This window comes from Ancylobacter sp. Lp-2, assembly GCF_020523795.1.
Lineage (GTDB): Bacteria > Pseudomonadota > Alphaproteobacteria > Rhizobiales > Xanthobacteraceae > Ancylobacter.
On sequence record NZ_JAJALI010000003.1, the window covers coordinates 535,212 to 558,599 of the forward strand.

The 23,388-nt window shown below is 67.8% G+C and carries 20 protein-coding genes; 13 read left to right on the forward strand and 7 right to left on the reverse strand.

Going from position 1 to position 23,388, the window contains the following annotated elements; all coding sequences use genetic code 11:
- Positions 1-40 precede the first annotated feature (40 nt).
- On the reverse strand, positions 41-1,036 hold the full coding sequence (locus tag LGR54_RS10835; protein WP_230361964.1) for an ABC transporter permease: 996 nt from the start codon (positions 1,034-1,036) through the stop codon (positions 41-43).
- Between the two features lie 516 nt (positions 1,037-1,552).
- Between LGR54_RS10835 and LGR54_RS10840 the strand changes: the two genes are divergently transcribed.
- The 4 genes from LGR54_RS10840 to LGR54_RS10855 all read left to right on the forward strand — a co-directional run bounded on the left by LGR54_RS10840 (position 1,553) and on the right by LGR54_RS10855 (position 6,181).
- On the forward strand, positions 1,553-2,641 hold the full coding sequence (locus LGR54_RS10840) for a LacI family DNA-binding transcriptional regulator (protein ID WP_230361965.1): 1,089 nt from the start codon (positions 1,553-1,555) through the stop codon (positions 2,639-2,641).
- 32 nt (positions 2,642-2,673) lie between these two features.
- Positions 2,674-3,735 (forward strand): aldo/keto reductase, encoded by a 1,062-nt coding sequence (locus LGR54_RS10845; RefSeq protein ID WP_230361966.1) that lies wholly within the window; start codon positions 2,674-2,676, stop codon positions 3,733-3,735.
- A 275-nt stretch (positions 3,736-4,010) separates the two neighbouring features.
- On the forward strand, positions 4,011-5,366 hold the full coding sequence (locus tag LGR54_RS25880) for a hypothetical protein (RefSeq protein ID WP_304511997.1): 1,356 nt from the start codon (positions 4,011-4,013) through the stop codon (positions 5,364-5,366).
- Positions 5,360-6,181, forward strand: coding sequence for a hypothetical protein (locus tag LGR54_RS10855; protein ID WP_230361967.1), 822 nt, complete (start codon positions 5,360-5,362; stop codon positions 6,179-6,181). Before LGR54_RS25880 ends, LGR54_RS10855 begins: the two co-directional genes overlap by 7 nt.
- Before the next feature lie 58 nt (positions 6,182-6,239).
- Here the strand turns inward: LGR54_RS10855 and LGR54_RS10860 are convergent, their stop codons facing one another.
- The gene (locus LGR54_RS10860; RefSeq protein ID WP_230361968.1) at positions 6,240-7,064 is read right to left on the reverse strand and encodes a lytic transglycosylase domain-containing protein; all 825 of its coding nucleotides are present in this window, start codon (positions 7,062-7,064) and stop codon (positions 6,240-6,242) included.
- A 364-nt stretch (positions 7,065-7,428) separates the two neighbouring features.
- Here LGR54_RS10860 and LGR54_RS10865 point away from each other — a divergent pair, with 364 nt between their 5' ends.
- Both LGR54_RS10865 and LGR54_RS10870 read left to right on the forward strand, forming a co-directional pair.
- A complete protein-coding gene (locus LGR54_RS10865) occupies positions 7,429-8,751 on the forward strand; it encodes an FAD-binding oxidoreductase (RefSeq protein WP_230361969.1) in 1,323 nt (440 codons plus the stop codon).
- 22 nt (positions 8,752-8,773) lie between these two features.
- Positions 8,774-9,475, forward strand: coding sequence for an SDR family NAD(P)-dependent oxidoreductase (locus tag LGR54_RS10870; protein ID WP_230361970.1), 702 nt, complete (start codon positions 8,774-8,776; stop codon positions 9,473-9,475).
- A gap of 51 nt (positions 9,476-9,526) precedes the next feature.
- Here LGR54_RS10870 and LGR54_RS10875 read toward each other — a convergent pair whose 3' ends face one another.
- Entirely contained in the window at positions 9,527-10,291 is a 765-nt protein-coding gene (locus tag LGR54_RS10875; protein ID WP_230361971.1) for an IclR family transcriptional regulator, read from the reverse strand.
- 174 nt (positions 10,292-10,465) lie between these two features.
- Between LGR54_RS10875 and LGR54_RS10880 the strand changes: the two genes are divergently transcribed.
- The 5 genes from LGR54_RS10880 (at position 10,466) to LGR54_RS10900 (ending at position 15,046) form a co-directional block, all read left to right on the forward strand.
- A complete protein-coding gene (locus LGR54_RS10880) occupies positions 10,466-11,290 on the forward strand; it encodes a transporter substrate-binding domain-containing protein (RefSeq protein ID WP_230361972.1) in 825 nt (274 codons plus the stop codon).
- 25 nt (positions 11,291-11,315) lie between these two features.
- Positions 11,316-12,032, forward strand: coding sequence for an amino acid ABC transporter permease (locus tag LGR54_RS10885; protein ID WP_230361973.1), 717 nt, complete (start codon positions 11,316-11,318; stop codon positions 12,030-12,032).
- A gap of 1 nt (position 12,033) precedes the next feature.
- Positions 12,034-12,846 carry an amino acid ABC transporter permease gene (locus LGR54_RS10890; RefSeq protein WP_230361974.1) on the forward strand — a complete coding sequence of 271 codons (813 nt, stop codon included), beginning with the start codon at positions 12,034-12,036 and terminating at the stop codon, positions 12,844-12,846.
- A complete protein-coding gene (locus LGR54_RS10895; protein WP_214011211.1) occupies positions 12,843-13,589 on the forward strand; it encodes an amino acid ABC transporter ATP-binding protein in 747 nt (248 codons plus the stop codon). The genes LGR54_RS10890 and LGR54_RS10895 overlap by 4 nt, the downstream gene beginning before the upstream one ends.
- Positions 13,590-13,732: 143 nt before the next feature.
- The gene (locus tag LGR54_RS10900) at positions 13,733-15,046 is read left to right on the forward strand and encodes an FAD-binding oxidoreductase (protein WP_304511999.1); all 1,314 of its coding nucleotides are present in this window, start codon (positions 13,733-13,735) and stop codon (positions 15,044-15,046) included.
- A gap of 61 nt (positions 15,047-15,107) precedes the next feature.
- Here LGR54_RS10900 and LGR54_RS10905 read toward each other — a convergent pair whose 3' ends face one another.
- A complete protein-coding gene (locus LGR54_RS10905; RefSeq protein ID WP_230361975.1) occupies positions 15,108-15,722 on the reverse strand; it encodes an alpha/beta hydrolase in 615 nt (204 codons plus the stop codon).
- Positions 15,723-16,050: 328 nt separating this feature from the next.
- On the opposite strand from LGR54_RS10905, the gene LGR54_RS10910 reads away from it, so the two are divergent.
- Together LGR54_RS10910 and LGR54_RS10915 are read left to right on the forward strand one after the other, a co-directional pair.
- A complete protein-coding gene (locus LGR54_RS10910) occupies positions 16,051-16,686 on the forward strand; it encodes a MarC family protein (protein WP_230361976.1) in 636 nt (211 codons plus the stop codon).
- 89 nt (positions 16,687-16,775) lie between these two features.
- On the forward strand, positions 16,776-18,071 hold the full coding sequence (locus tag LGR54_RS10915) for an acetamidase/formamidase family protein (protein ID WP_230361977.1): 1,296 nt from the start codon (positions 16,776-16,778) through the stop codon (positions 18,069-18,071).
- Between the two features lie 18 nt (positions 18,072-18,089).
- On the opposite strand, the gene LGR54_RS10920 is transcribed toward LGR54_RS10915, so the two are convergent.
- The 3 genes from LGR54_RS10920 to LGR54_RS10930 form a co-directional block, all read right to left on the reverse strand.
- Positions 18,090-21,170, reverse strand: a complete 3,081-nt coding sequence (locus tag LGR54_RS10920) for an efflux RND transporter permease subunit (RefSeq protein ID WP_230361978.1) — start codon at positions 21,168-21,170, stop codon at positions 18,090-18,092.
- Between the two features lie 9 nt (positions 21,171-21,179).
- Positions 21,180-22,280, reverse strand: coding sequence for an efflux RND transporter periplasmic adaptor subunit (locus LGR54_RS10925; RefSeq protein ID WP_230361979.1), 1,101 nt, complete (start codon positions 22,278-22,280; stop codon positions 21,180-21,182).
- A gap of 153 nt (positions 22,281-22,433) precedes the next feature.
- Positions 22,434-23,363 carry a 5'-methylthioadenosine/S-adenosylhomocysteine nucleosidase gene (locus LGR54_RS10930; protein ID WP_230361980.1) on the reverse strand — a complete coding sequence of 310 codons (930 nt, stop codon included), beginning with the start codon at positions 23,361-23,363 and terminating at the stop codon, positions 22,434-22,436.
- Positions 23,364-23,388: the final 25 nt, after the last annotated feature.

Consider the following 23,388-nt stretch of genomic DNA (forward strand, 5'->3'; position numbering starts at 1 on the left):
TGCCACCCTCATGACCGTTTCGATGCGTGAGGGGTTCGCATCACGCGGGCTTTTTGCCCTTGTTGGGATTCAGGAAGCCGGCCAGGTTGGTCCGGCCGACCGCCAGGAAGGTCAGAAGCAGCGCGCCCCAGGCGAAGTCGCGCACGAAGTTCGACAGCCCGCCGAAGTTCAGCATGCTCGACATCAGCTGCAGCGCGATCGCCGCCAGCACCACGCAGATCACCCGGCCATAGCCGCCTTCCGGGCGCACGCCGGCCATCACCGCGATCAGGATGGCGATCAGCAGGTAGGACGTGCCGTAGTCCCACTTCACGTTGACGTTGCGCGCCGCGATGATCACCCCCGCGAGGCCGGAGAGCAGGCCGCTGGTCGCATAGGTGGCGATCAGCACCTTGGTGCGCGGGAAGCCGGCATAGACGGCGGCCTTCGGGTTGGTGCCCATCAGCATCAGCCACAGGCCGAACGGGGTAAACTTCAACAGCGCGGCGATGAAGGCCGCCACCGCGATGAAGATCACGAAGCTGATCGGCACGCCGAGGAACAGGCCGTTGCCGATCTCCGACAGGAAATCCGGGCTGCCGACCGCCACCGCGCGTCCGCCCGAGGCCACCACGGCGAGGCCGGTGAACAGCATCTGCGTGCCGAGCGTGCACAGGATCGGCGTGATGTTGAGCCGGCTGATCAGAAGCCCGTTGAACATGCCGCCGAGCACGCCGACCACCAGCGCGCCGGCGATGAAGGCGAGCGAATAGGCCGTCGGCTGGTCGGCGCTCGACAGGAAGGTGCTGATCACCACCGCCGAGGCGACGCCGGACAGGTTGGCGAGCGCGATGCCGGACAGGTCGATGCCGCCATTGCCGGCGCACATCGCCAGCATCACGCCGATGGCGAGGAAGCCGATTTCCGGCAGCTGCCCGGCCATCGATTGCAGATTGAACGGCGAGAGGAACGTGCCCGCGGAAATGGCGGCTCCGAAGGCGAGCAGCGCCACGTTGATGACGACGAGCATGACCAGCTGTCCGCCGGTGGTCCGCATGGTCTCCTCCCGGAGTGTTTCGAGCTTTTTACTAAATTATGACCAGCTTCACTAAATCCCTAGCAAAGGCTCCGGCGGGGTGCAAGCCGCCTTCCAGGGGTGCCCGACCGACTTTCGTGGCGCGGGCGGTCTCGGCGGCCGCCGGCCGGCCGATCAAAATCGCGCCAGGGTCGCACCCGGTCCCGGCCACCTGCGGCCGGCCCCGTGCCGACACGTATCTTGTATGCCAAAACCCTTATAGGACAGCATGTCTCACCTATAAGCGCCCGCCAGATCGCTTGTGCGCCGCAGCACGGCATCGCCCGCGACGGGCCACCCCCGCGCCCGGTTTCGGCGCGCACCGCGCACAAATTATGAGCGAAGGCGATCAACCCTCAGCTGCGCGTTGCATCGGTCTTGCACGGCAGTTGCCAGCCCGATTCTTTTGGCTTAACCCTCAAAAAGGAGCCTCAATGTTTACTAAACAAAATGCGCGTTCAGGCGCATCATGGGCTCCGTGAGGACACGCGTCGGGCCATGAAAGAAAAGAAGTCCTTCACCATCAGGGACATTGCCGAAGCGGCGGGCGTCTCGCCGGCGACGGTCTCGCTCGTCCTCAACGGCAAGGGCGAGATTTCCGGCGTCACCCGCGCCCGCGTCCTCGAGGCCGCCGCCCGCCTCAACTATGTGCCGCGCCTCGCCCGCACGCGGGTCGAGGCGACCGGCACCATCCGCTTCCTGAAGATCGCCAAGCACGGCCACACGGTGAACCGCGACCACAGCGTGTTCCTCTCGGACTATATCGACGGCATGTCGGCCGAGGCGACGCGGCGCGGCTACACGCTGGAAGTGGTCAGCCATGAGGGCCAGAGCGTCATCTCCGTCGCCGACACGCTGGCGGTGGCGCCGGTCAGCGGCGTCATCGCGCTCGGCACCGAATTGTCGGAAACCGACATCCGCGTGCTGCAGGGCGTCGGGCGCCCCATCGTGTTCATCGATACGTTCCACGACGTGGTGGAAGCCAATTTCGTCAACATGAACAACGAGGATGCGGTGCATCAGGTGCTGGCGCGGCTGCGCCAGCAGGGCTTCGAGCGCATCGGCTTCGTGGCGAGCCATGTCGACACCACCAATTTCCACCTGCGCCAGCATGCCTTCCACCGCAACATGGCCCGGCTGGGCATGACGGTGGATCCTGCCCATATCCTCTCGGTCGAATCGACCGTCGACGGCGCCCATGCCGATACGGTGAAGGCGCTGGGCGAGGGCCTCGCGCTGGCGGACTGCTATTTCTGCACCAATGACGTGATCGCCTATGGCTTCATCAAGGCACTGCGCGAATTCGGCATCCGCATCCCCGACGATGTCGGGGTGATCGGCTTCGACAATCTGCCGCTCGGCGCCACCATGGAGCCGGCGCTGACCACCATCGACGTCTCCAAGCGCAAGATCGGCGATCTCGCCGTCACCGTGCTCGACGACCTCATCAACGCCGCCGAGCCGCCGCCACCGGTGAAGATCCTGGTCGGCGCCCGCCTCGTCACCCGCGCCAGCGATCGCGGGCCGGCCACGCCGCGCCCCGCCCCTCGCGCGGTGCGCCGGCGCGGCATCGCCGAAACCGCCTGAAAAAAGCGGGCCGCGCGCCCGGGGAGACATCGATGAAATACCGCACGCTCGGCCGCTCCGGCCTCAAGGTCTCGGCGCTCTCCATGGGCACCTTCTCCTTCGGCGGGGTCGGCGATTTCGCCAAGGTCGCCAGTCAGGGCGTGCCGGAAGCGCGCCGGCTGGTGGATGTCTGCCTCGAGGGCGGCATCAACGTCGTCGACACCGCCAACATGTATTCGCTCGGCCGCTCGGAGGAGATCGTCGGCGAGGTGCTGGAGGGCCGGCGCGACCGGGTGCTGATCTCCTCCAAGGCGCGCATGCGCATCGGCGACGGGCCGAATGACGAGGGCGTGTCGCGCTATCACCTGATCCGCGAATGCGAGAAGAGCCTCAAGCGGCTGCGCACCGACCACATCGACATCTACTTCCTGCACGAATGGGACGGGCTGACGCCGCTCGACGAGATGCTCTCGGCGCTCGACGCGCTGATGCGGGCCGGCAAGATCCGCTATATCGGCTGCTCGAACTATTCCGGCTGGCACGTCATGAAGGCGCTCGGCATCGCCGAGGCGAAAAACCTGCCGCGCTTCGTCACCCAGCAGATCCACTACACGTTGGAAGCCCGCGAGGCCGAGTACGAGCTGCTGCCCATCGCCGTCGACCAGGGCGTCGGGGTGATGGTGTGGAGCCCGCTCGCCGCCGGCCTGCTCTCCGGCCGATTCGGCCGCGACAAATTCCCCGCCGATTCGCGCCAGGCCGCCGGCTGGACCGAGCCGCCGATCCGCGACAGCGAACGGCTATGGACGATCGTCGACACACTGAACGACATCGCGAGCGCCCGCGGGGTCACCGCGGCGCAGGTGTCGATCGCCTGGACGCTGACCCGGCCGGGGATCGCCTCGCTGGTGGTCGGCGGTACCGAGGAGGCACATTTCCGCGACAACATCGCCGCCGTCGACCTCGACCTCACCGCCGAGGAGCTGGAACGGCTGAATCTCGTCAGCCGCCCGCCCTATCTCTACCCCTACTGGCACCAGCATAATTTCGCCCGCGACCGCTTCAGCGCCGGCGATTGGGCGCTGCATGCGGGCTATGAGGACCTCGGCAAGGTCTGACCGCCGGGCCCCCGGTCCCCCGACAATCCGCCCTCCAGTCGCGCCGCGCGAGACGACCGGAGGGAGGCGGCCGAAGGGCGCCAAAGTGGGGCAAAGCGGGCGGTCGAAGCGGGCGGGACGGCAAATATTTACGATCCGTTAACCATGCCGAACGCATGCTCGTCATGAAGGTCGGCCACAAGGTGGCACGACCGTCAGGGCGGGCGGGCACCATCATCATGCGGACGACAGCACGGCGGGCACCGAGCGGACACGGATACTGGCTCCGTCCCTCCATGGCCGTGCTGGTGGCCTGCCTCGCCGCGCCGGCCTGGGCGGCCGACATCAGCTGCGACCTCACCGCCACCGCGCTAAGCTGCGCCGGCTCGGCGACCGGCGAGAACGCCACCGCCATCGGCGAAAGCGCCGAGGCGACGCAGTCCGGCACCACCGCCATCGGTCAGGGCTCCAAGGCCTTCGCCACCAATTCCAGCGCCTTCGGCCAGCTCTCGGTGGCCAATGGCGTGTCCTCCACGGCGGTCGGCCAGAACAGCGCCGCCAACGGCGCCTCCTCCACCGCCATCGGCCGCAACGCCGCCGCCAATGCCGATCAGAGCACGGCGCTCGGCACCGATGCCGCCGCCAATGCGGTGGCCGCCACCGCCATCGGCCAGGGAGCGAGCGCCAACGGGCTGAACGCCACCGCCATCGGCCAGGGCGCCAACGCCAATCTCGACTACACCACCGCCGTCGGCTCGGGCGCCGCCGCGCAGGGCACCAACGCCTCCGCCTTCGGCTATGGCGCGCAGGCCAATGCCGAATCCGCCACGGCGCTCGGCCAGGGCGCGGCCGCCGGCGCGGTGCAGTCCACCGCCGTCGGCCAGAGCGCCGCCGCCAATGGCGTCGGCTCGACCGCGCTCGGCCAGCAGGCGATCGCCAATGGCGATTCGTCCACCGCCCTCGGCCAGAACGCCACCGCCAATGCCGAGGGCGCCACCGCGGTCGGGCGCGTCGCCGCCGCCAACGCCGCCAGTTCCACCGCGCTCGGCTGGAACGCCACCGCCAACGGCGTCGGCTCCACCGCGCTCGGCCAGGGCTCCATCGCCGCCTTCGAGGGCTCGACGGCGGTCGGCCAGGCTGCCAATTCCTCCGCCGCCAATGCCACCGCCGTCGGCACCGGCTCCAACGCCTCCTATGACAGCTCGACCGCCATCGGCGCCGGCGCCACCACCACCCGCGCCAGCCAGGTCGCCATCGGCACCTCGTCGAGCACCTACACCATGCCCGGCCTCACCTCCTCGGCCAGCCGGGCGGCGCAGTCGGGCGCGGTGCAGATCGTCACCACCGACTCCTCGGGTAACCTCGCCAGCGCCTCGTTCAACGAGCTGTTCAACCTCGACAACGTCTATAACGAGATCGACCGCGTGCAGGAGGGCGTCGCCATGGCGCTCGCCATGGACACACCGAACCTGCCGGCCGGCAAGGACATCGCGGTGAGCGCCCAGTGGGGCACCTTCGGCGGCCAGAACGCCATGGCGTTCTCCGGCATCGCCCGGCTGATGGACGACAGCCTGTTCCTCACCGGCGGCGTCGGCTTCGGCCTGCAGGAGGGCACGATCGGCGGCAAGGCGGGGCTGATGGTGGCATGGTGAGCTATCGCCCGTTCATACTCGGCCTCGCGCCGGCGCTGGGACTGCTGCTGGGATGGCCGGCGCTGACCAGCCAGCCGGCGGGCTTCTCCACCCCGGTCGCCCCGGCCACGCCGGCGCCGTTCGCGATCCCCGCCGACGCCGTGCCGACCCTGGCCCCGCCGGCGAGCGCCCCGGTGCCGCTGGCCGCCTCCCCGGCCGCCGCGCCCCCCGCCCCGGCGACCAGCGCGGTGACGGTGCCGCCCGCCCCGGTGCTGCTGGCGCTGCTGCGCGGCTCGCTCGCCGCCGTCAACCAGGCCAACGTCACCGGCAATTATTCCGTGCTGCGCGATCTCGGCGCCCCGGCGTTCCGCGAGGATCACAGCGTCGCCGAGCTGGCCGACCAGTTCCGCCCCTGGCGCGACAACGCGCTCGACTTCGCCGCCGTGCTGCTGCTGGACGCCAAGCTGTCGCGTCCACCGGCGATCGACGGGAACGGCCTGCTGCGGCTCGCCGGCCATTTCCCCACCGCGCCGCTGCGCATCGAGTTCGACCTCGGCTACCGCGCCGTGGGCGGCAACTGGCGGCTGGCGACGATCTCCCTCGATGCCCGCCCGGTCGAGGCCGAGCCCGACCGGCTGTCCGCCCAGCCATCCCGCCCCGTCGCGGCGGCGGCCGGCGCACCGGCCAGCGCGCCGGTGAAGGTCGCGGCGACGCGCGCCATCCCGGCGCCCGCACTCCCGGCACAGACCGTCCCCGTTCCCGTGGGAAGCCCTCCCTCGGCGCCGGCGCCCTTCGACATGGGCGCCCTGCTGCCGGTCGGCGGCAAGGCCTACTGAAGCCGCGCCGCCGTCGCTACGCCATCCGTCGCGTGACGGCGCCGGGCTCGCACCCGGCTCAGTCGGCGATCCTGCTGGCGAAATAGGCGATGGCCTTCTGGTAGACCCCGGCCTTGTTCCAGCCCGCCAGCGCGCCGGCATTGGCGCCGTTCTCCCACGACTTGCCGCTCCAGCCATAGCCGCGCAGATAGTTGGCGGTGGAGGCCAGCACGTCGGCCGGGCTGCGGATCAGGTCGGCGCGGCCATTGCCGTCGAAATCGACGGCGAAGCGCACATAGGAGGTCGGCATGAACTGGGTCTGGCCGAGTTCACCGGCCCAGGCGCCCTTCATCTCGCCGAGCGAGAGATCGCCGCGCTGGAGAATGCGCAGCGCGTCGAGCAGCTGGCCGGTGAAGAATTCCGAACGCCGGCAGTCATAGGCCAGCGTCGCCAGCGACTGGAAAATCGGCTTGTTGCCCTGGTTGGCACCGAAATCGGTCTCCATGCCCCAGATCGCCACCAGCACCGGACCGGGCACGCCGAAGCGGCTCTCGATGCGGGCAAGCAGGTCGGCATGCTGCTTCAGCTTGGCGCGGCCCTGCGAGATGCGCCCGGCGCCCACCCGCTTGGCGATGAACTCCTCGAAGCTGACGGAGAAGTGCCGCTGGTTGCGGTCGAGCCGGATGACGCCGGTGTCGTACTGCACATTGTCGAGCGCCGAGAGCGCACGAGCGGAGATGCCCTGCGCCGCCGCGGCCTTGCGGAAATCGCTCACCCAGGCGGAGAATCCCGCACCGTCGTCGCCGCAGGGGGCGGCCAGGGCCGGCGCCGCGAGGGCCGAGAGCATGGTGAGGACGAGAGCGCCGCGCTTCAGCACGGCCTGGCAGTCAAAACGCGCGAACATGCAGCCACCCCGTTGGTTTTCCGCCTGTATCTAGGCCCGGCCGAAGCGCGCGTGCAAGACAAACGCAGGCGCTACCGCCCGCATTCGCGCGACAAGGTGAATGGCGGCAACACTGGCAGGAGGACCATGGATCGGGCTGCCGGCGCGCCACATGACGCAACGGAAGACGCACCGACCACCGCCACCCAGCCGCAAAGCGCGCGCCACACCTCCCGGTCGGCGGCTCGCATGTAAAATATTCCATATTATGAAAATATTACGATATGAAATTTCTTGATGTGGAATTTATTGACGCTTCTGCTTCGTTCGTGATCGGGTACGGAAAATAGGCAACCCCTCCGCATATCCACCCGACGGCACGACAATGAGCAAGTTCTCTCCCTTCGACGCCACGCTGTGGTACGCCACCGCCCGCCCCGCCCCCCAGACCCGCCCGCTGGAGGAACGCCTCGACGCCGATGTCTGCGTCGTCGGCGCCGGCTTCACCGGGCTCACCACCGCGCTCGAACTCGCCAAGCAGGGCGTGAAGGTGGTGCTGTTGGAGGCAGAGGAGGCCGGCTTCGGCGGCTCCGGCCGCAATGCCGGCCACTGCACGCCGACCTTCAGCTATTACAGCATCGCCTCGCTGCGGAAGATGCTCGGCGAGCCCTGGGCGGAACGGCTTATCCATCGCCAGACCCGCGCCAATGACCGGGTCAGCGCGATGATCCGCGACTACCAGATCGACTGCGAGTGGCAGCAGAACGGCTATGTGATGGGCGCGCTGCGGCCGGGCGCCCTGGAGACGCTGAAGGGCAAGGTCGACAGCTACAACGCCGTCGGCGCCAACACACGGCTGATCAGCCGCGAGGAGGTCGAGGCGATCACCGGCAGCCCGCGCTTCTATGGCGGCTGGCTGCATGGCGAGGCCGGCCACATGAACCCGCTCGGCTATGCCCGCGGCCTCGCCCGCGCGGTGATGCAGGAAGGTGGCATCCTCCACACCGGCTCGCGGGTGGAAGGCGTGGAGAAGGAAGGCGCACGCTGGAAGGTCAGGACCGCGAAGGGCGAAGTCGTCGCCGACAAGGTGGTGTTCGCCACCGGGGCCTACACAGTCGCCGGCTGGCCGAAGCTCGACGACAGCTTCAAGATCCTCAAGGTGTTCGTCTGCGCCACCCAGCCGCTCGACCCGGAGACCCGCGCCAAGGTGCTGCCCAACAACACCACCATGCATGACGGGCGCGGCGACATCTATGTTTACAAATACAATGCCGAAGGCCGCATCGTTGCCTCGATGTTCCCGATGGGCGCGCGCGGCACCGATCTCGACTACACCCGCAAGGTGATGACCGACCGGCTGAAATGGCTGCACCCGCAGATCAAGGAGCCGATCCGCTGGGAATATTTCTGGTATGGCGAACTCGACATGCAGGTGAAGACGGTGCCGCGCCTCTACGGCCTCGCGCCCGGCGTGGCGGCGCTCACCGGCCTGTCCGGGCGCGGCGTGCCGACCGGCTCCATGCTCGGCGGCATCCTCGCCGAATGGGCGCTCGGCGTGCCAGAGAAGGACCTCGCGCTGAAGGTCGAGCCGCTGAAGGCGGCACCGTTCTACATGAACTACGCGCCGAAGCTGCGGCTGCGCTATTTCCGCCATCAGGACACGCGCGCGGCGCGGCGCGAGGGCGCCGAGCTGCCGCCGCATGCGTGACGCAGGACGCGAGGAGATCGACATGAACGAACGCACCGTGCTCATTTCGGGCGGCGGACGCGGCATTGGCGCCGCCACCGCGCGGGTCATGGCGGCGGCCGGCTGGAACGTGTCGCTCGGCATGCGCAGCCCCGCTCTGCCCGATTGGGCGGGCGAGGTGGCCGGCGCCGTCGCGGCACACCGCTACGACGCCGCCGACCCGCAATCGGCGACCGACTGGGTAGCGGCCGCGCGCGAGAGCTTCGGCCGCATCGACGCCGTCGTCGCCAATGCCGGCATCATGATCCGCGGCACGGTGATCGAGACCAGCGACGCGGATTTCGATGAACTGATGGCGGTCAATGTCGGCGCCCCGCGCCGGCTGGTGAAGGCGGCATGGGACGATCTCGCCGCCAGCGGCCGCGGGCGGGTGATCATCGTCTCCTCGCTGTCGGGCAAGCGGGTGAAATCGGCCGGCTCCGGGCTGTATTCGGTGTCGAAATTCGCCGCGACTGGCCTCGCCCACGCCATCCGCCATGCCGGCTTCGAGCTTGGCATCCGCGCGACGGCGGTGTGCCCCGGCTTCGTCGCCACCGATATGGGGCTGCCGCTCGCCAAGGTGCCCGCCGAGGAACTGACCTCGCCGGAGGATCTCGCGCGCAGCATCGCCTTCCTCATCGAGCTGCCGAACACCTCGAGCGTCGCCGAATTCGCGGTGAACTGCCGGCTGGAAGAGTCGTTCTGAACGGCCGGGGCGCCGCGAGCCCCCAGCTTTCGGCGCCCCCGCCCTCCCCGCTCAGTTCCGGCGCTCGATCAGGTCGATCTCGGCACGCAGCAGCGCGGCGTAGTTCTCGACCAACCCCGGCGCGATCTTGGCGCACAGGAAGGTGAAGCCCAGCGAGGCGACCGGCACGCCGGCCTCGTTGAGGATCGGCACGGCGACGCCGGCAATGCCGGGGATCAGTTCGCCGATATCGACCGCATAGCCGCGCCCGCGCGTTTCCTCGATCAGCCGCCAGGCCTTCTCGACCGGCAGGTCGCGGAAATCCGCCAGCCGGTCGGCATTGGCGCGCAGGATGAATTCCTGCTCCTCGCGGTCGAGAAAGGCGAGCATGGAAATGCTGCCCGGCCCGGCGCCGAGCGGCACCGAGCCGCCGATCGAGCCGGTCAGCGTCTGCACCACGCATTCGCCGTCGCGGCGGTCGAGGCAGATGGAATCGTGGTTGTAGCGCGCCATCAGATGGGTGGTCTCGCCGGTCTTCTTGCGCAGCCGGGCGAGGCTCATCTCGCAGCGGCTGATCAGCCCCGGCCCGCGCGCCGCCCGCGCGCCATAGATGAACATCTTGGCGCCGAGCCGGTAGCGCTTGCGCTTGTCGTCGCGCGCCAGCAACCGGTGACCGACCAGCGTGTTGAGGATGCGGTGGCACGTCGCGGTGTTCAGGCCGGACAGGTCGACCAGTTCCTTCAGGCTTGCCCCCTCCGGGCTGCCCTCGGCGATGAGGTCGAGCAGCAGCGCGGCCCTGTCGAGCAGCTGCGACCCGCCGGCGCTGGAAGCTGGCATTGATTTTTCCATATAGTGATAAAACTATCCTCCTACACTTGTAGTGTGAGAAAAACTGATAATCAATGTCTAAAAATCGAGCACGGGAACGACAGGCCAATTTCTAGCCAGTCGAAGAGGCGAAGCGCCCTCCCGGACGATACCGAACCCACCGCAACCAGACGGGGACCTACAGTGAAGACATCCATCCTGACGATCGCTTCTTCCCTGCTGCTGGCGCTCGGGCTGAGCGCGGCGAGCGCCGACACGCTGGCGGACGTCAAGTCCAAGGGCACGCTGACCATCGGCGTGAAGAACGACTACCCACCCTACGGCTTCCTCAACGACAAGGGCGAGATCGTCGGCTTCGAAGTCGATCTCGGCAAATACGTCGCCAAGGAACTGCTCGGCCCCGACGGCAAGGTCGAGCTGGTGCCGGTCGTCGCGGCGAACCGCATCGAGTTCCTGAATTCCGGCCGCATCGACATCATTCTGGCGACGCTGGGTGTCACCGCCGAGCGCGGCAAGGTGATCGACTTCTCCGAATACTACGTCTCGGCCCCCGGCCCCTCGATCCTGGCGCCGAAAGCCGCCACCTTCGCCAAGTGGGAGGACCTGAAGGGCCAGACCCTGTGCGGCATCCAGGGCTCGTACTTCAACAAGCACCTCACCGAGGCCTTCGGCATCAACCTGACCAACTTCAAGACCCAGCCGGAAGCCTATCGCGCGCTGAAGGACAATCGCTGCGTCGGCTTCGCCTTCGACGACATGACGCTGCGCAAGAAGACCGAGGAGGCCGACTGGGCCGACTATAAGATCGCCATCGACCCGTATGAGTACATCCCGCAGGCCGCCGGCATCCGCAAGGACGACGTCGCCTTCCGCGACGCGGTGAACAAGGCGATCCTCAAGGCCGAGGCCGAGGGCAAGCTGATCGAGTGGGAGACCACCTACGGCATGCCGCACGCCAAGTACATCGCCGAGCGCGCCGAGGCCGCCAAGGCCAAGCTGAAGCCGTGACCTGACGTCCCGCGGGGTCCGAGCCGTGTTCAATCTCGATTATTCGTGGCTGGCCGACCCGGTCTATCAGGGCTGGCTGATCCGCGGGACGCTCACCACCATCGAACTGGCGTTCGCCTCCTCGGCGATCGCCTTCGTCATCGGCCTGTTCGGCGCGCTGGCGCTGACGCTGCGCATCGCCTGGCTGGACGCGGTCATCGAACTGTTCGTCGAGGTGTTCCGCAACACCCCGCCGCTGCTGCAGATGCTGTTCTTCTACTTCACCCTCAGCACCGTCGGGCTCAGGATGACCGACCCGGCCACCGGGGTGAGCGTGCCGCTGCTCTCCGCCTTCGCCTGCGCGCTGATCTCGCTGAGCCTGTTCGGCGGCGCCTTGTGCATCGAGGCGTTCCGCTCCGGGCTCGACAGCCTGCCGCGGGCGGTGACCGAGGCGGCGCGCTCGCTCGGCTACAGCCGCTGGCAGCGTTTCCGCCGCATCGAGGCGCCGATCGCCAGCCGCATCTGCCTGCCGGCGCTCACCAACATCATGACCAACCAGTTCAAGACCACCTCGCAGGCCTCGGTGATCACGGTGCCGGAACTGATGTACTACGCCGGCCAGATCTACAACGACACCTTCCGCACCGCCGAGGTGATGATCCTGGTGCTCTTCATCTATGTCTCGCTGGTGAGCCTGCTCTCCTGGGGCATGGTGCGCATCGAGCGGATGCTGGCCTTCCCCGGCTATGGCAAGGGGGCGTGAGATGGCGCTGATCGCAACCTATGCCGGGAAAAAGCGCACGGTACAGCTCGGCATCGCGCTCGCACTCGCCGCCTGGGTCTGCCTCGACGCGATGGGCAGCGGCGGCGAGGGATGGGCGCGCGTCTGGGCGCGGCTGCCGATCCTGCTCACCGGCAACGCGTCGGGCTGGCCGCTCTCGGGCGGCTTCGCGCTCAACGTGTTCCTCAGCCTGTGCGCCATGGCGGTGGCGGCGCTGCTCGGCACCGTGCTCGGCTTCGGCATGCTGGCGAAGAACCGGCTGCTGCGCGTGCCCTGCTTCTTCGTGATGAACTTCCTGCGCAATTCGCCCTGGCTCGTGCTGCTGTTCGCGATGCTCTACATCATCCCGTTCAACGTCCGGCTGTTCGGGGTGTCGATCGCCATCCCCGCCTTCGTGAAGGCGGTAATCGGCCTCGCCCTGCCGACGGCGGCGAATTTCGCCGAGATCATCCGCGGCGCGGTGCAGTCGGTCCATTCCGGCCAGTGGGAGGCCGCCCGCGCGCTCGGCTACATGCCGATGTCGATCTATGGGCGGATCATCCTGCCGCAGGCGCTGCGCCGCATGATCCCCGGCTGGATGAACCTCTACGCGCTCCTGATGATCGCCACCTCGCTCGCCACCGTCACCGGCATTCAGGACGTGATCACCACGCTGAATACCCTGCTGGCGATGGAGAACGAACGGGTCATCGTCTATTTCTACATCACCGCTCTGTTCCTGTTCTTCGCCTTTTGCTACCCGCTGGCTTTGCTGGCGCGGCGCATGGAACAGTCGGTCAAGGGAGACTCCCTGTGAACCGCACCGACGCCCTCATCGAGCTCGACCAGGTCACCAAGAGCTTCGGCGCCTTCCAGGTGCTGAAGGGCATCTCGCTCGCCGTGAAGGACGGCGAGGCGGTCTGCATCATCGGCCCGTCGGGCTCGGGCAAGTCGACCATCCTGCGCTGCATCAACGGGCTGATCCCGATCAATTCCGGCTCCATACGCGTCGGCACCCACGAGGTGCACAAGATGAAGACCGAGAAGGAGATGCGCCCGCTGCGCCATCAGGTGTCGATGGTGTTCCAGCAGTACAATCTGTTCCCACACCGCACCGCCCTGCAGAACGTGATGATGGCGCCGGTGCAGGTGCTCGGCCACGACCGCCGGGAGGTCGAGGCGCGGGCGCGCCGGCTGCTCGCCAAGGTGCGGCTGTCGGAGAAGGCCGATGCCTATCCCGGCCAATTGTCCGGCGGCCAGCAGCAGCGCGTCGCCATCGCCCGGGCGCTGGCCATGGAGCCGCAGGTGATCCTGTTCGACGAGGTCACCGCCGCGCTCGATCCCGAGACGGTGAAGGAAGTGCTCACCGCCATCCGCGAGCTGGTGGACGAGGGCCTCACCTGCATCCTCGTCACCCATGAGATGAAATTCGCCCGCGAGGTCGCCGACCGGGTGTGCTTCACCGATCACGGCCGCATCGTCGAGAGCGGCCCGCCGGCGCAGATCTTCGACGCGCCGCAGGACCCGCGCACCCGCGAATTCCTCGGGCAGGTCCTCTGACCGGCAACCGCTCTGACCGACACGCCGTGAGGCCGGTTTCCTGACAGTTCGGCGGACCCTGCGGCCCGCCCCCGCGATCCAGACCGGCCCGACGCCCGCGTGGCGCGCCAGGCGGCCGGCCGCATTCAAGAAGGGCATGCGCCATGGCGGCGAACGACATTTTCGCGGAAGGCTTCAAGGACCAGCCCTATTGGTGGGAGGCGGCCGAGCCGGAGACCGATCTCGATCCGCTGCCCTCGCGGGTCGACGTGGCGGTGATCGGCTCCGGCTATGCCGGGCTCAACGCCGCCACCGAGCTGGCCCGCGCCGGAATGAGCGTGGTGGTGCTGGACGGCGAGCGCATCGGCGAGGGCGGCTCCACCCGCTCCGGCGGCATGGTGTCGAGCGGCCAGAAGCTGGTGGTGGGCGGCGCCATCAAGGGCATCGACCCCGAGCTGTTCGAGCGGATGATCGGCGACAGCATCGGCTCCTTTGACTATCTGCAGACGCTGATCACCGGCGAGGGGCTCGACGCCGACCTGAAGATCACCGGCCGCTTCTTCGGCGCCCATGCGGCGAACCAGATGGAGGCGATCCATCGCAATGGCCGCATCCTCGCCGAGAAGACCGGCGTGACGGTGAGCTTCTTCGACCGCTCCAACCAGCGGGCGGCGATCGGCTCCGACTATTATTTCGGTGGCATGGTGATCGACGAATATGGCGGGCTGCACCCCGGCAAATATCACCGGGCGCTGCGCCAGCGGGCGCGGGCGAGCGGGGCGATGCTGCGCTCGCATGCCCGCGCCAAGCCGGTGCAAGATGGCCCGGCCGGGCTGAAGCTGGTCTCGACGGCGCGCGGCGACGTGCTGGCGACCCATGTCGTCACCGCCACCAACGGCTACACCCGCAAGGACGCCGCGCCGGATATCGCGCGGCGGGTGGTGCCGGTGAAGAGCTACCAGATCGCCACCGAGCCGCTGCCCGCCGACCTGATCGAGACGCTGATCCCCAGGGGCCGGATGATCTCGGACACGCGGCGCGACGTGATCTATACCCGCCCCTCGCCGGATGGCAGCCGCATCCTGTTCGGCTCGCGGCCGGGCTTCGCCGAGACCACCGACCGCGAGGCGGCGCCCGCCATCTATGCCCGCATGACCGAGATCTATCCGGAGCTGAAGGCGTACAGGATCAGCCATGCCTGGAGCGGCTTCGTCGCCATGACGGTCGACAAGGTCGCGCATATGGGCAAGCGCGACCTCTCCGATTTCGCGGTCGGCTGCAACGGCAACGGCGTCGCGCTGATGAGCTATCTCGGCTACCAGACGGCGCAGAAGATCCTCGGCCGGCAGAACCGCCCCACCGCCTTCGACCGCGAGGATTTCGCCGCCGTGCCGTTCTATGCCGGCGATCCCAATCCGTGGTTCCTGCCCATCGTCGCCGCCTGGTACCGCCTGCAGGACTGGTACGAGCGGCGCTGAACCCACGTGCAGCCGTGCCGCCGCCCATCCGGGGCGGCGCGCGGCATGGCGGAACGGCTCCCTACTGGTTGGTCAGCTCGTTCAGCTGGGCGAGGATCAGCTGGTGGAACTCATCGAGGCGGTCGATGCTCTGGTGGTCGACGCCCGGCGCCCCCGACAGGTCGAAGTTCTGCAGATTGCCGGGATAGCCGGGCATCGCCTGTACCGGCGCGCCGTAGCCGTCGCGCGCCCAGACATTGACGAAATTAGTGACGTTGAACGGCACCGGCTTCGGCTGCGTCGCGTCGAAGGTGACAGCGAGGTACACCGGGATGTTCCGCCGCTGCAGCCCGTCGGCGACGCTGAACACCGAATTGGCGCCGAGCGAGTGGCCGATCACCACCACGGTGCCCGACCCGCCCGCCGCATAGCGCTGCGCGGCGAGGGCCTGCACCCGCTGCCACTGGTCCCAGGCGAAGATTTCGGCGCTGTAGCCGACCGCCCGCAGCTTGCCGGCGAGATCGTCCATGCCGAGCGAGAACACCCCGAACAGCCCGCGCATCAGGTAGACGCGGGTGTCGGTGCGCTCGGGCACCGACGAGGTCTTCGGGCGCGAATGAGCGTGGGCGGCGCTGGCCGCGTGCATGAGCGGGATGGTCAGCGCGACCAGCAGAACGAAACGACGCCACGACGGCACGACAGCCCTCCAGACAATTGCGACGGACAAGGACGGCCAACGCCGCGACAATGGCACCCTATTGTTCCGACCGTTCACCTCACTGCACGCACCGGCCAAGACCGACGATCACGGGCAGGAGGGAAATGTAGCATCGCCCGTTACCATTTTCGCGATGGCCGACGCGGAAAGCGACGAGGCGAAACCGGGACGGCCACGCGAGGCAAAACCGGCCACGCCGGCCCGGCGGCGGCGAGGCCCTCCGCGCGGCACCGCGCGCCGCTCCGTTAGGACGACTTCAACACATTCTGGAAAATACTGCATAAAATCAATCATGTAGGCGGCCAGAATGGATATCACACTGACGGCGAAGCTGTTTGCGGCGCTGTTCGCGATCATGAACCCGCTCAGCACCATCCCGGTGTTCCTGGCGTTGACCGGCGATCTCACCCCCGCGCAGCGCCGCAGCGCGCTGATCGCGATGATCGTCACCGTTACCGCGGGCGCCCTGATCTGCGCCCTCGCCGGCCAGGCACTGCTGTCCATGTTCGGCATCGACGTCCCGCATTTCCGCCTCGCCGGCGGCCTGATCGTACTCCTGATCGCACTTTCCATGCTGAGCGGCGACGATCACTCCTCCCACCAAGGCACCGAGGCGGAGCAGCAGCATTTCGAGACGGTAGCGAATGTCGGCGTCTACCCTCTGGGCCTGCCGATCGCCATGGGCCCCGGCACCATGGCAACGCTGATCGTCTTCGCGCAGGAAGCCCAAGGGGCGGAAGGTCTTGCCGGCTACTACGCCGGGCTCATCGGCTACCTCGTCTTCTTCGCCGCGGCGATGGCGCTCGCCCCGGTGATCGGCTCCAAACTCTCGCCGACGGCACTGTCCATCTCCAAGCGGCTGATGGGGATCGTCCTCGCCGCCATCGCCATGGAGATGATCACCGGCGCGCTCGGCGGCGTGTTCCCCGGCTGGCTGAAGTGAGGCTGGCTTTGCAACCGTTGGGACATAGGTCTTCGGATACCCGATGCTAGAGTGCCTTCTTCAGCTTTCCGTCGTCAGAGGAAATCGGCATGGCGCAACGCAGCTTGGTCGTTCAAGGTTTCACCAACAGTGTCCTCGATCCGAATGAGCCGATGCTGGGACCGCTGGAGAATGGCGGCACCATCATCGCCAATACCGCGCCGGGTTGCTGGGGGCCGATGATCACCCCGCGCCTGCGCGGCGGCCATGAGGTCACCCGCCCCGTCTTCGTCGAGGGCGCCGAACCGGGCGACGGCGTCGCGATCCGCATTCGCGACATCACCGTCACCTCGCTCGCCACCGCGTCGGGCCATGACAGCTCGCCGGCTGGGTTCTGCGTCGGCGATCCCTATGTCGCGGCGCGCTGCCCGGTCTGCGACGAGATCTGGCCGGAAACCCATGTCGAGGGCATCGGCCAGGACGCGGTCCGCTGCGACAAATGCGGCAATCCGGTCAAGCCCTTCGAGATTGTCCACGGCTATACCGTGACCTTCGACCATGCCCACGGAGTCGGGCTGACGGTACCGCGCGCCGCCGCCGAGACCATCGCGCAAGACGCCAGCCATTACGCCGCCCTGCCCGACAAGTCGGTGCAGCATTCGATCCTCACCTATGCGCCGGCCGACATGCCCGGCGTGATGGTGCGGCTGCGCCCCTTCCTAGGTCAGCTCGGCACCACGCCGTCCATGCCGATGCCGGACTCGCACAATGCCGGCGACTTCGGCGCCTTCCTGGTCGGCGCGCCGCATCCCTACGCCATCACCGCCGAGCAACTTGCCACCCACAAGACCGACGGTCATATGGACATCGACGCCGTGCGTGCCGGCGCGATCCTCATCGCCCCGGTGAAGGTGAAGGGCGCCGGCGTCTATATGGGCGACATGCATGCCGCCCAGGGCGACGGCGAGATCGCCGGCCACACCATGGACGTGTCGGGATCGGTAACGCTGCAGGTCGAGGTGGTGAAGAACTATCCCATCGACGGGCCGGTGCTGTTCCCGCTGCTGGAGGACCTGCCCCCGCTTGCGCGACCGTTCTCGCCCGCCGAGAAGCAGGCGGCGGCGCGGCTCGCCGTGCAATGGGGCGTCGAGGCGATGGAGGAATTGGCGCCGGTCTCGGTGGTCGGCACCGCCGCCAACATGAACGCCGCCATCGACAACGGGCTGGAGCGGGCGGCGAAGCTGCTCGGCATCACGGTCGCCGAGGTGCGCAACCGCGCGACGGTGAACGGCGCCATCGAGATCGGCCGGGCTCCCGGCGTCATCCAGGTGACGTTCCTCGCGCCGCTGGCCCGGCTCGATGCCGTCGGCCTTGGCGGCTACGCACGCGCGCAATACGGGCTCTGAACGGAGGCGCGGCGCCCGCTACTCGGCGGGCGCCGGTACATGCACCGGGGTGGGCGTCACCTCGGCGGCCGGATGGGTGTGGATGCGGCCGATCAGCGAATAGACCGTCGGCACCACGAACAGGGTGAGCAGCGTGCCGAGCGTCATGCCGCCGACGATCACCCAGCCAATCTGCTGCCGGCTCTCGGCGCCGGCGCCGGTGGCGAGCGCCAGCGGCACCGCGCCGAGCACCATGGCACCGGTGGTCATCAGGATCGGTCGCAGGCGCAGCACCGCCGCCTCGATCACCGCCGAGCGGCGGTCGAACCCGGCCTCCTGCTGCTGGTTGGCGAATTCGACGATCAGGATGCCGTGCTTGGTGATCAGTCCGACCAGCGTCACGAGGCCGATCTGCGAATAGACGTTGAGCGTGCCGCCGGCATAGTAGAGCGCGGCGAGCGCGCCGGTCATGGAGAGCGGCACGGTGAGCATGATGATCACCGGGTCGCGGAAGCTCTCGAACTGAGCCGCCAGCACCAGATAGATGAAGCCGAGCGCCAGCACGAAGACGATGGCGAGGCTCTGCCCGGCAGCATGGAACTCGCGGCTCTGGCCGGACACGTCGGTGCGCACCGTATCGGGCAGCACCTCCCGCGCCGCCTGATCGAGGAAAGCGAGCGCTTCGCCCTGCGAGACACCGGGCGCCAGATTGGCGGAGATGGTGGCCGAGCGCATCTGGTTGAAGCGCTTGAGCTCCTGCGGCGCCACCGTCTCGCGCACGGTGACGAGGTTGGCGAGTTGCACCATCTGCCCGCCCACCGCGCGCAGGTAGATCGTGTCGAGCGTGGTCGGCGAGGCCCGATTGCGGGCATCGAGCTGGACATAGACGTCATATTGCTCGCCGCCGACTTCGAAGCGCGTCACCTGGCGCCCGCCGAGCAGGCTTTCCAGCGTGCGGCCGAGCACAGCGACATCGATACCGAGATCCGCCGCCTTGGCGCGGTCGATATTGACCGAGATCTCCGGCTTGTTGAGCTTGAGGTCGCTGTCGACGCTGACGAGGCCGGGATAATCGGCGATGCGTGTGAGGAACTGGGTCACATATTGATCCAGCTCCTCATATGTGCCGGAGGTTTGCAGCACGAACTCGATCGGCCGCGAATTGTTGGAGGCGCCGAGCGAGGCCGGATTGTTGGCATAGGCGTTGACGCCGGCGATGCGCCGCAGCTGCGGCGTGGTCGCGGCGACGATGTCCTGCTGGCGACGCTCTCGCTCGTCCCAGTCCTTCAGCCGTCCCATGACCAGGAAACGGTTTACTTCCGGCATCCCGTTGATGATCAACACCGAATCCAGCTCGGGGATCTTGCCGAGAATGCCGTCGATCTGGCCGGTGTAGCGGGAGGTGTAGGCGAGCGTGGAGCCCTCCGGCCCGCTGCCGGTCACGCGCACCGTGCCTCGATCCTCCACCGGCGACAGTTCGGAGGGCAGCACGGCGAAGAAATACGCGCTGGCGCCGGCCACCACGAGGGCCAGCAGCAGCACCAGCGCCCGCAGTTTCAGCACGCCGCCGAGCAACCGCCGGTAACCTTCCTCGAGACCGCGCAGGCCGCGCTCGACGAAGGCGGAGACCCGGCCGGGATTGGCCTCGTGCTTGAGCAGGCGCGAGCACATCATCGGCGTGAGCGTGAGCGCCACGAAGCCGGAGACCAGCACCGCGCCGGCGAGCGTCAGCGCGAACTCGGTGAACAACCGCCCGGTACGTCCGGCGGCGAAGGCGACCGGCGCATAGACGGCGGCGAGCGTCAGCGTCATGGCGATGACGGCGAAGCCGATCTCCTTCGCGCCCTTGATGGCAGCGGGGATCGGCTTCATGCCGTGCTCGATATGGCGGAAGATGTTCTCCAGCACCACGATGGCGTCGTCGACCACGAGACCGATGGCCAGCACCATGGCGAGCAGGGTCAGCGTATTGACGCTGAAGCCCAGCGCGAACATCAGCGCGAAGGTGGTGATCAGCGAGATCGGGATGGTGATCACCGGGATCAGCGACGCCCGGAACGAGCGCAGGAAGATCACGATCACCAGCACCACCAGCACCACCGCCTCGACAATGGTGTGGAACACCGCCCGGATCGAGCGGTCGATGAACACTGAATTGTCCTGGCCGACGGTGGCGCTCATGCCCTCGGGCAACGTCCCGTTGATCTCGGGGAGCACTCCGCGCACGCCGGCCGACACGTCGAGCGGATTGGCCACCGCCTGCTTGATGATGCCGACGATGATCGCCTGCCCGCCATTGAACCGGCTGGAACGGCGCTCATCCGCCGCGCCCAGCTCGACGCGGGCCACGTCAGCGAGGCGCACCTGCGCGCCGTTGGCGCGCTTGACCACGATGTCGTTGAACTGGTCGACGGTAGCGAGGGCCGTGCGCGAGAGCACGTTGAACTCGCGATCCGCGCTCTCGATGCGGCCGGAGGGGATCTCGACGTTCTGGGCGCGCAGCGAATCCTCGACGTCCTGCACCGTCAGCTCATAGGCGGCGAGGCGCTCGCGATCGATCCAGATGCGCATGGCGTAGCGCCGCTCGCCATAGATCTGCACATCGGCGACACCGGTGAGATTCTTGAAGCGGTCGACGACGTAGCGGTCGATATAGTCCGACAGTTCCAGCGCGTTCATGCGGTCGGAGCGGAAGACGACGAACACCACCGGCTGGGCGTCGGCCTCGACCTTGGAGATCACCGGCTCGTCGATCTCGTCGGGCAGGCGCTGGCGCACCCGGCTGACGCGGTCGCGCACGTCGCTCGCCGCCACGTCGGGGTTCACTTCGAGGCGGAAGCGCACGGTGATGCGACTGGATTCCGAGCGGCTGGTGGATTCGAGGACGTCGATGCCCTCGATGCCGGCGATGGAGCCCTCCAACACCTGCGTGACCTGGCTCTCGACGATGCTCGCCGAGGCGCCGGGATAGCTGGTGACGACCGACACCACCGGCTCGTCGATGTTCGGGTATTCGCGCACGGTGAGCCGGCTGTAGGAGACGATGCCGACCAGCACCATCAGCAGGCTCAGCACCGTCGCGAAGACCGGGCGGCGGATACACAGCTCGGAGATGCCCATCGTCCCGCCTCAGCTCTGCGTGGCGGTCGGCGTCGCTACCACCTCCACCGCGGCGCCGTTGCGCAGCCGCGCCTGGCCGGCGACGACGACGCTGGCGCCGGCCGGCACGCCCTTGACGATCTCCACCTCGCCGGCCCGGCGCTGGCCGAGCTCGACCTTGGTCTCCTTGGCTTTGCCGTCGGCCACCAGCCAGACGAAGCGCTCCTGCCCGCGCGGCACGATGGCGCTCTCCGGCACGAACACCGTCTCACGGCTTTCGAGGCCCTTCGCCACCACCCGCACGAACAGGCCGGGGCGGAGCATCAGTTGCGGATTGGAAAGGCGGGCGCGCACGCTGAGCGAACGGCCGTCGACATCCACCATCGGATCGATCGCGTAAATGGTGCCGGTGAAGCTGCGGTCCGGCATGGCATCGACGACGATCTCGACATTCTGGCCGGGCGTGATCTGCCGCAGGAACACCTCGGGCACCTTGAAGTCGAGCTTCAGCACGTCGATTTTTTCCAGGTTCACCAACGCCGTACCGACCGGGACATAGGCGCCGACCGACACCGAACGCAGGCCGACGACGCCGTCGAACGGCGCGCCGATGCTGTGCTTGGCGATCTGCACCTTCTGCGAATCGATCAGCGCCGAGGCGGTGTTAAGTTCGGCCTTCGCCTCGTCGAGCGCGCGCGCGGTGCCGGAGCCGCTCTGCTGCAGCCGCTGGGCGCGCTCAAAATTGGCCTTGGCGAGTTCGAGACGCGCCTCGGTCTCCTCGAGCGACGCCCTGACCAGCGCGGTATCGAGCTGCACCAGCGCGTCGCCGGCGCGCACATGCTCGCCTTCCTTGAAGTTGATCTTCTCGATCCGGCCGGCGACCTCGCCGGCGAGCTTGACCGATTCGTCCGATTGCAGCGTGCCGATGGAGCGGATGTCGGCGGTAACCTGCTCCTTACGGGCGCTGGCAACCTCGACGGGAATGCGGGGCGCCGGGCGCGCCTCCGGAGCAGCTCGGGCCTCGCCCTTCACGGCAGACAGGCCATCCGCGATCCATCCCTGCCGATGGGCGAGCGCTCCCGCTCCCGCCAGCACGGCCAGACATAGAAGCAGGCCCGTCACGCGTCGCATGCAATTTCCCTTGTCCGTCACTGCGCCGCAAAATGACGCCAGAGGATCGACAGTGCCGAACTCTCCGCAACTTCCAACTTAAAACTTCGTCATATTCGCAGGAGAACGATCACTTCATCGAGGACCGTGCCGATCATACCACAAGCGCCCGGCTCAATCCGGCAGAGCCTTGAGGAAGGTGCGCGTCACCGCTGCGGAATTGTTCGCCGCCAGATCCATGAAGACATGCATCTCGTTCTCGCCCGGCCCGCCGCCCGCGAGATCCGACAGCGCACGGAAGACGATGAACGGCACGCCGTTGGTGGTCGCGACATGGGCGATGGCGGCGCTTTCCATGTCCAGCACCTGCGCCTTGAAGGTATTGAAGGTGTAGCTGCGGAAGGCGGCATTATCGACGAAGGCGGTGCCAGACACCCCACTGCCGCCGACCCGCACGCGCGGCGGCTTCATCAGGCACACATTCGCGCCGTTGCACCGCTGCAGCTGATTGTCGGTCTCCGCCTCGGTCTTGCGGGCGACCTCCAGCAGGGCGGGATCGACGTCGAACCAGAACTGCCGGGGCGAGCTCGCCTGGCCTTCGCGGAAAACCCGCACGCCGCGCGGGAAGATCATGCCGAAATTGGTGAATTCCGGCGTGTCGTCGGACGGCAGCTTGAAACCCTGCGGCGTCTCGCGCGCCAGGATCACGTCGAGATACTGGCCCCAGCGCGCCGGCACCGCGATGTCGCCGATGTTCAGCGAGGGATCGACGCCGCCGGCGATGCCGGAGACCACGATGCGGGTGACGTTGTAGCGGTCGAGTGTCATCTGGGTGGTCATGGCGGCGTTGACCATGCTCACCCCGGTCATCGCCAGAACCACCGGCTTGCCCTCGATCTCGCCGGTGACGATGGGGACGCCCTTGTAGCTGTGGTCCTCCATATGGGTCGCGATGGCGCGCAGGGCCCGCCATTCCGGCTCGAAGGCGCACAGCACCGCGATGCGGGGCGTCGCATCGACCGGCTCGGCCGCCGCCGGCAGCAGGGCGGCGAGCAGGACGAAGGCGGCAATCCACAGGCGCAAGGACGAGAAGGCGGACGACATGGAGACCCCCACGGTCGGATCGACG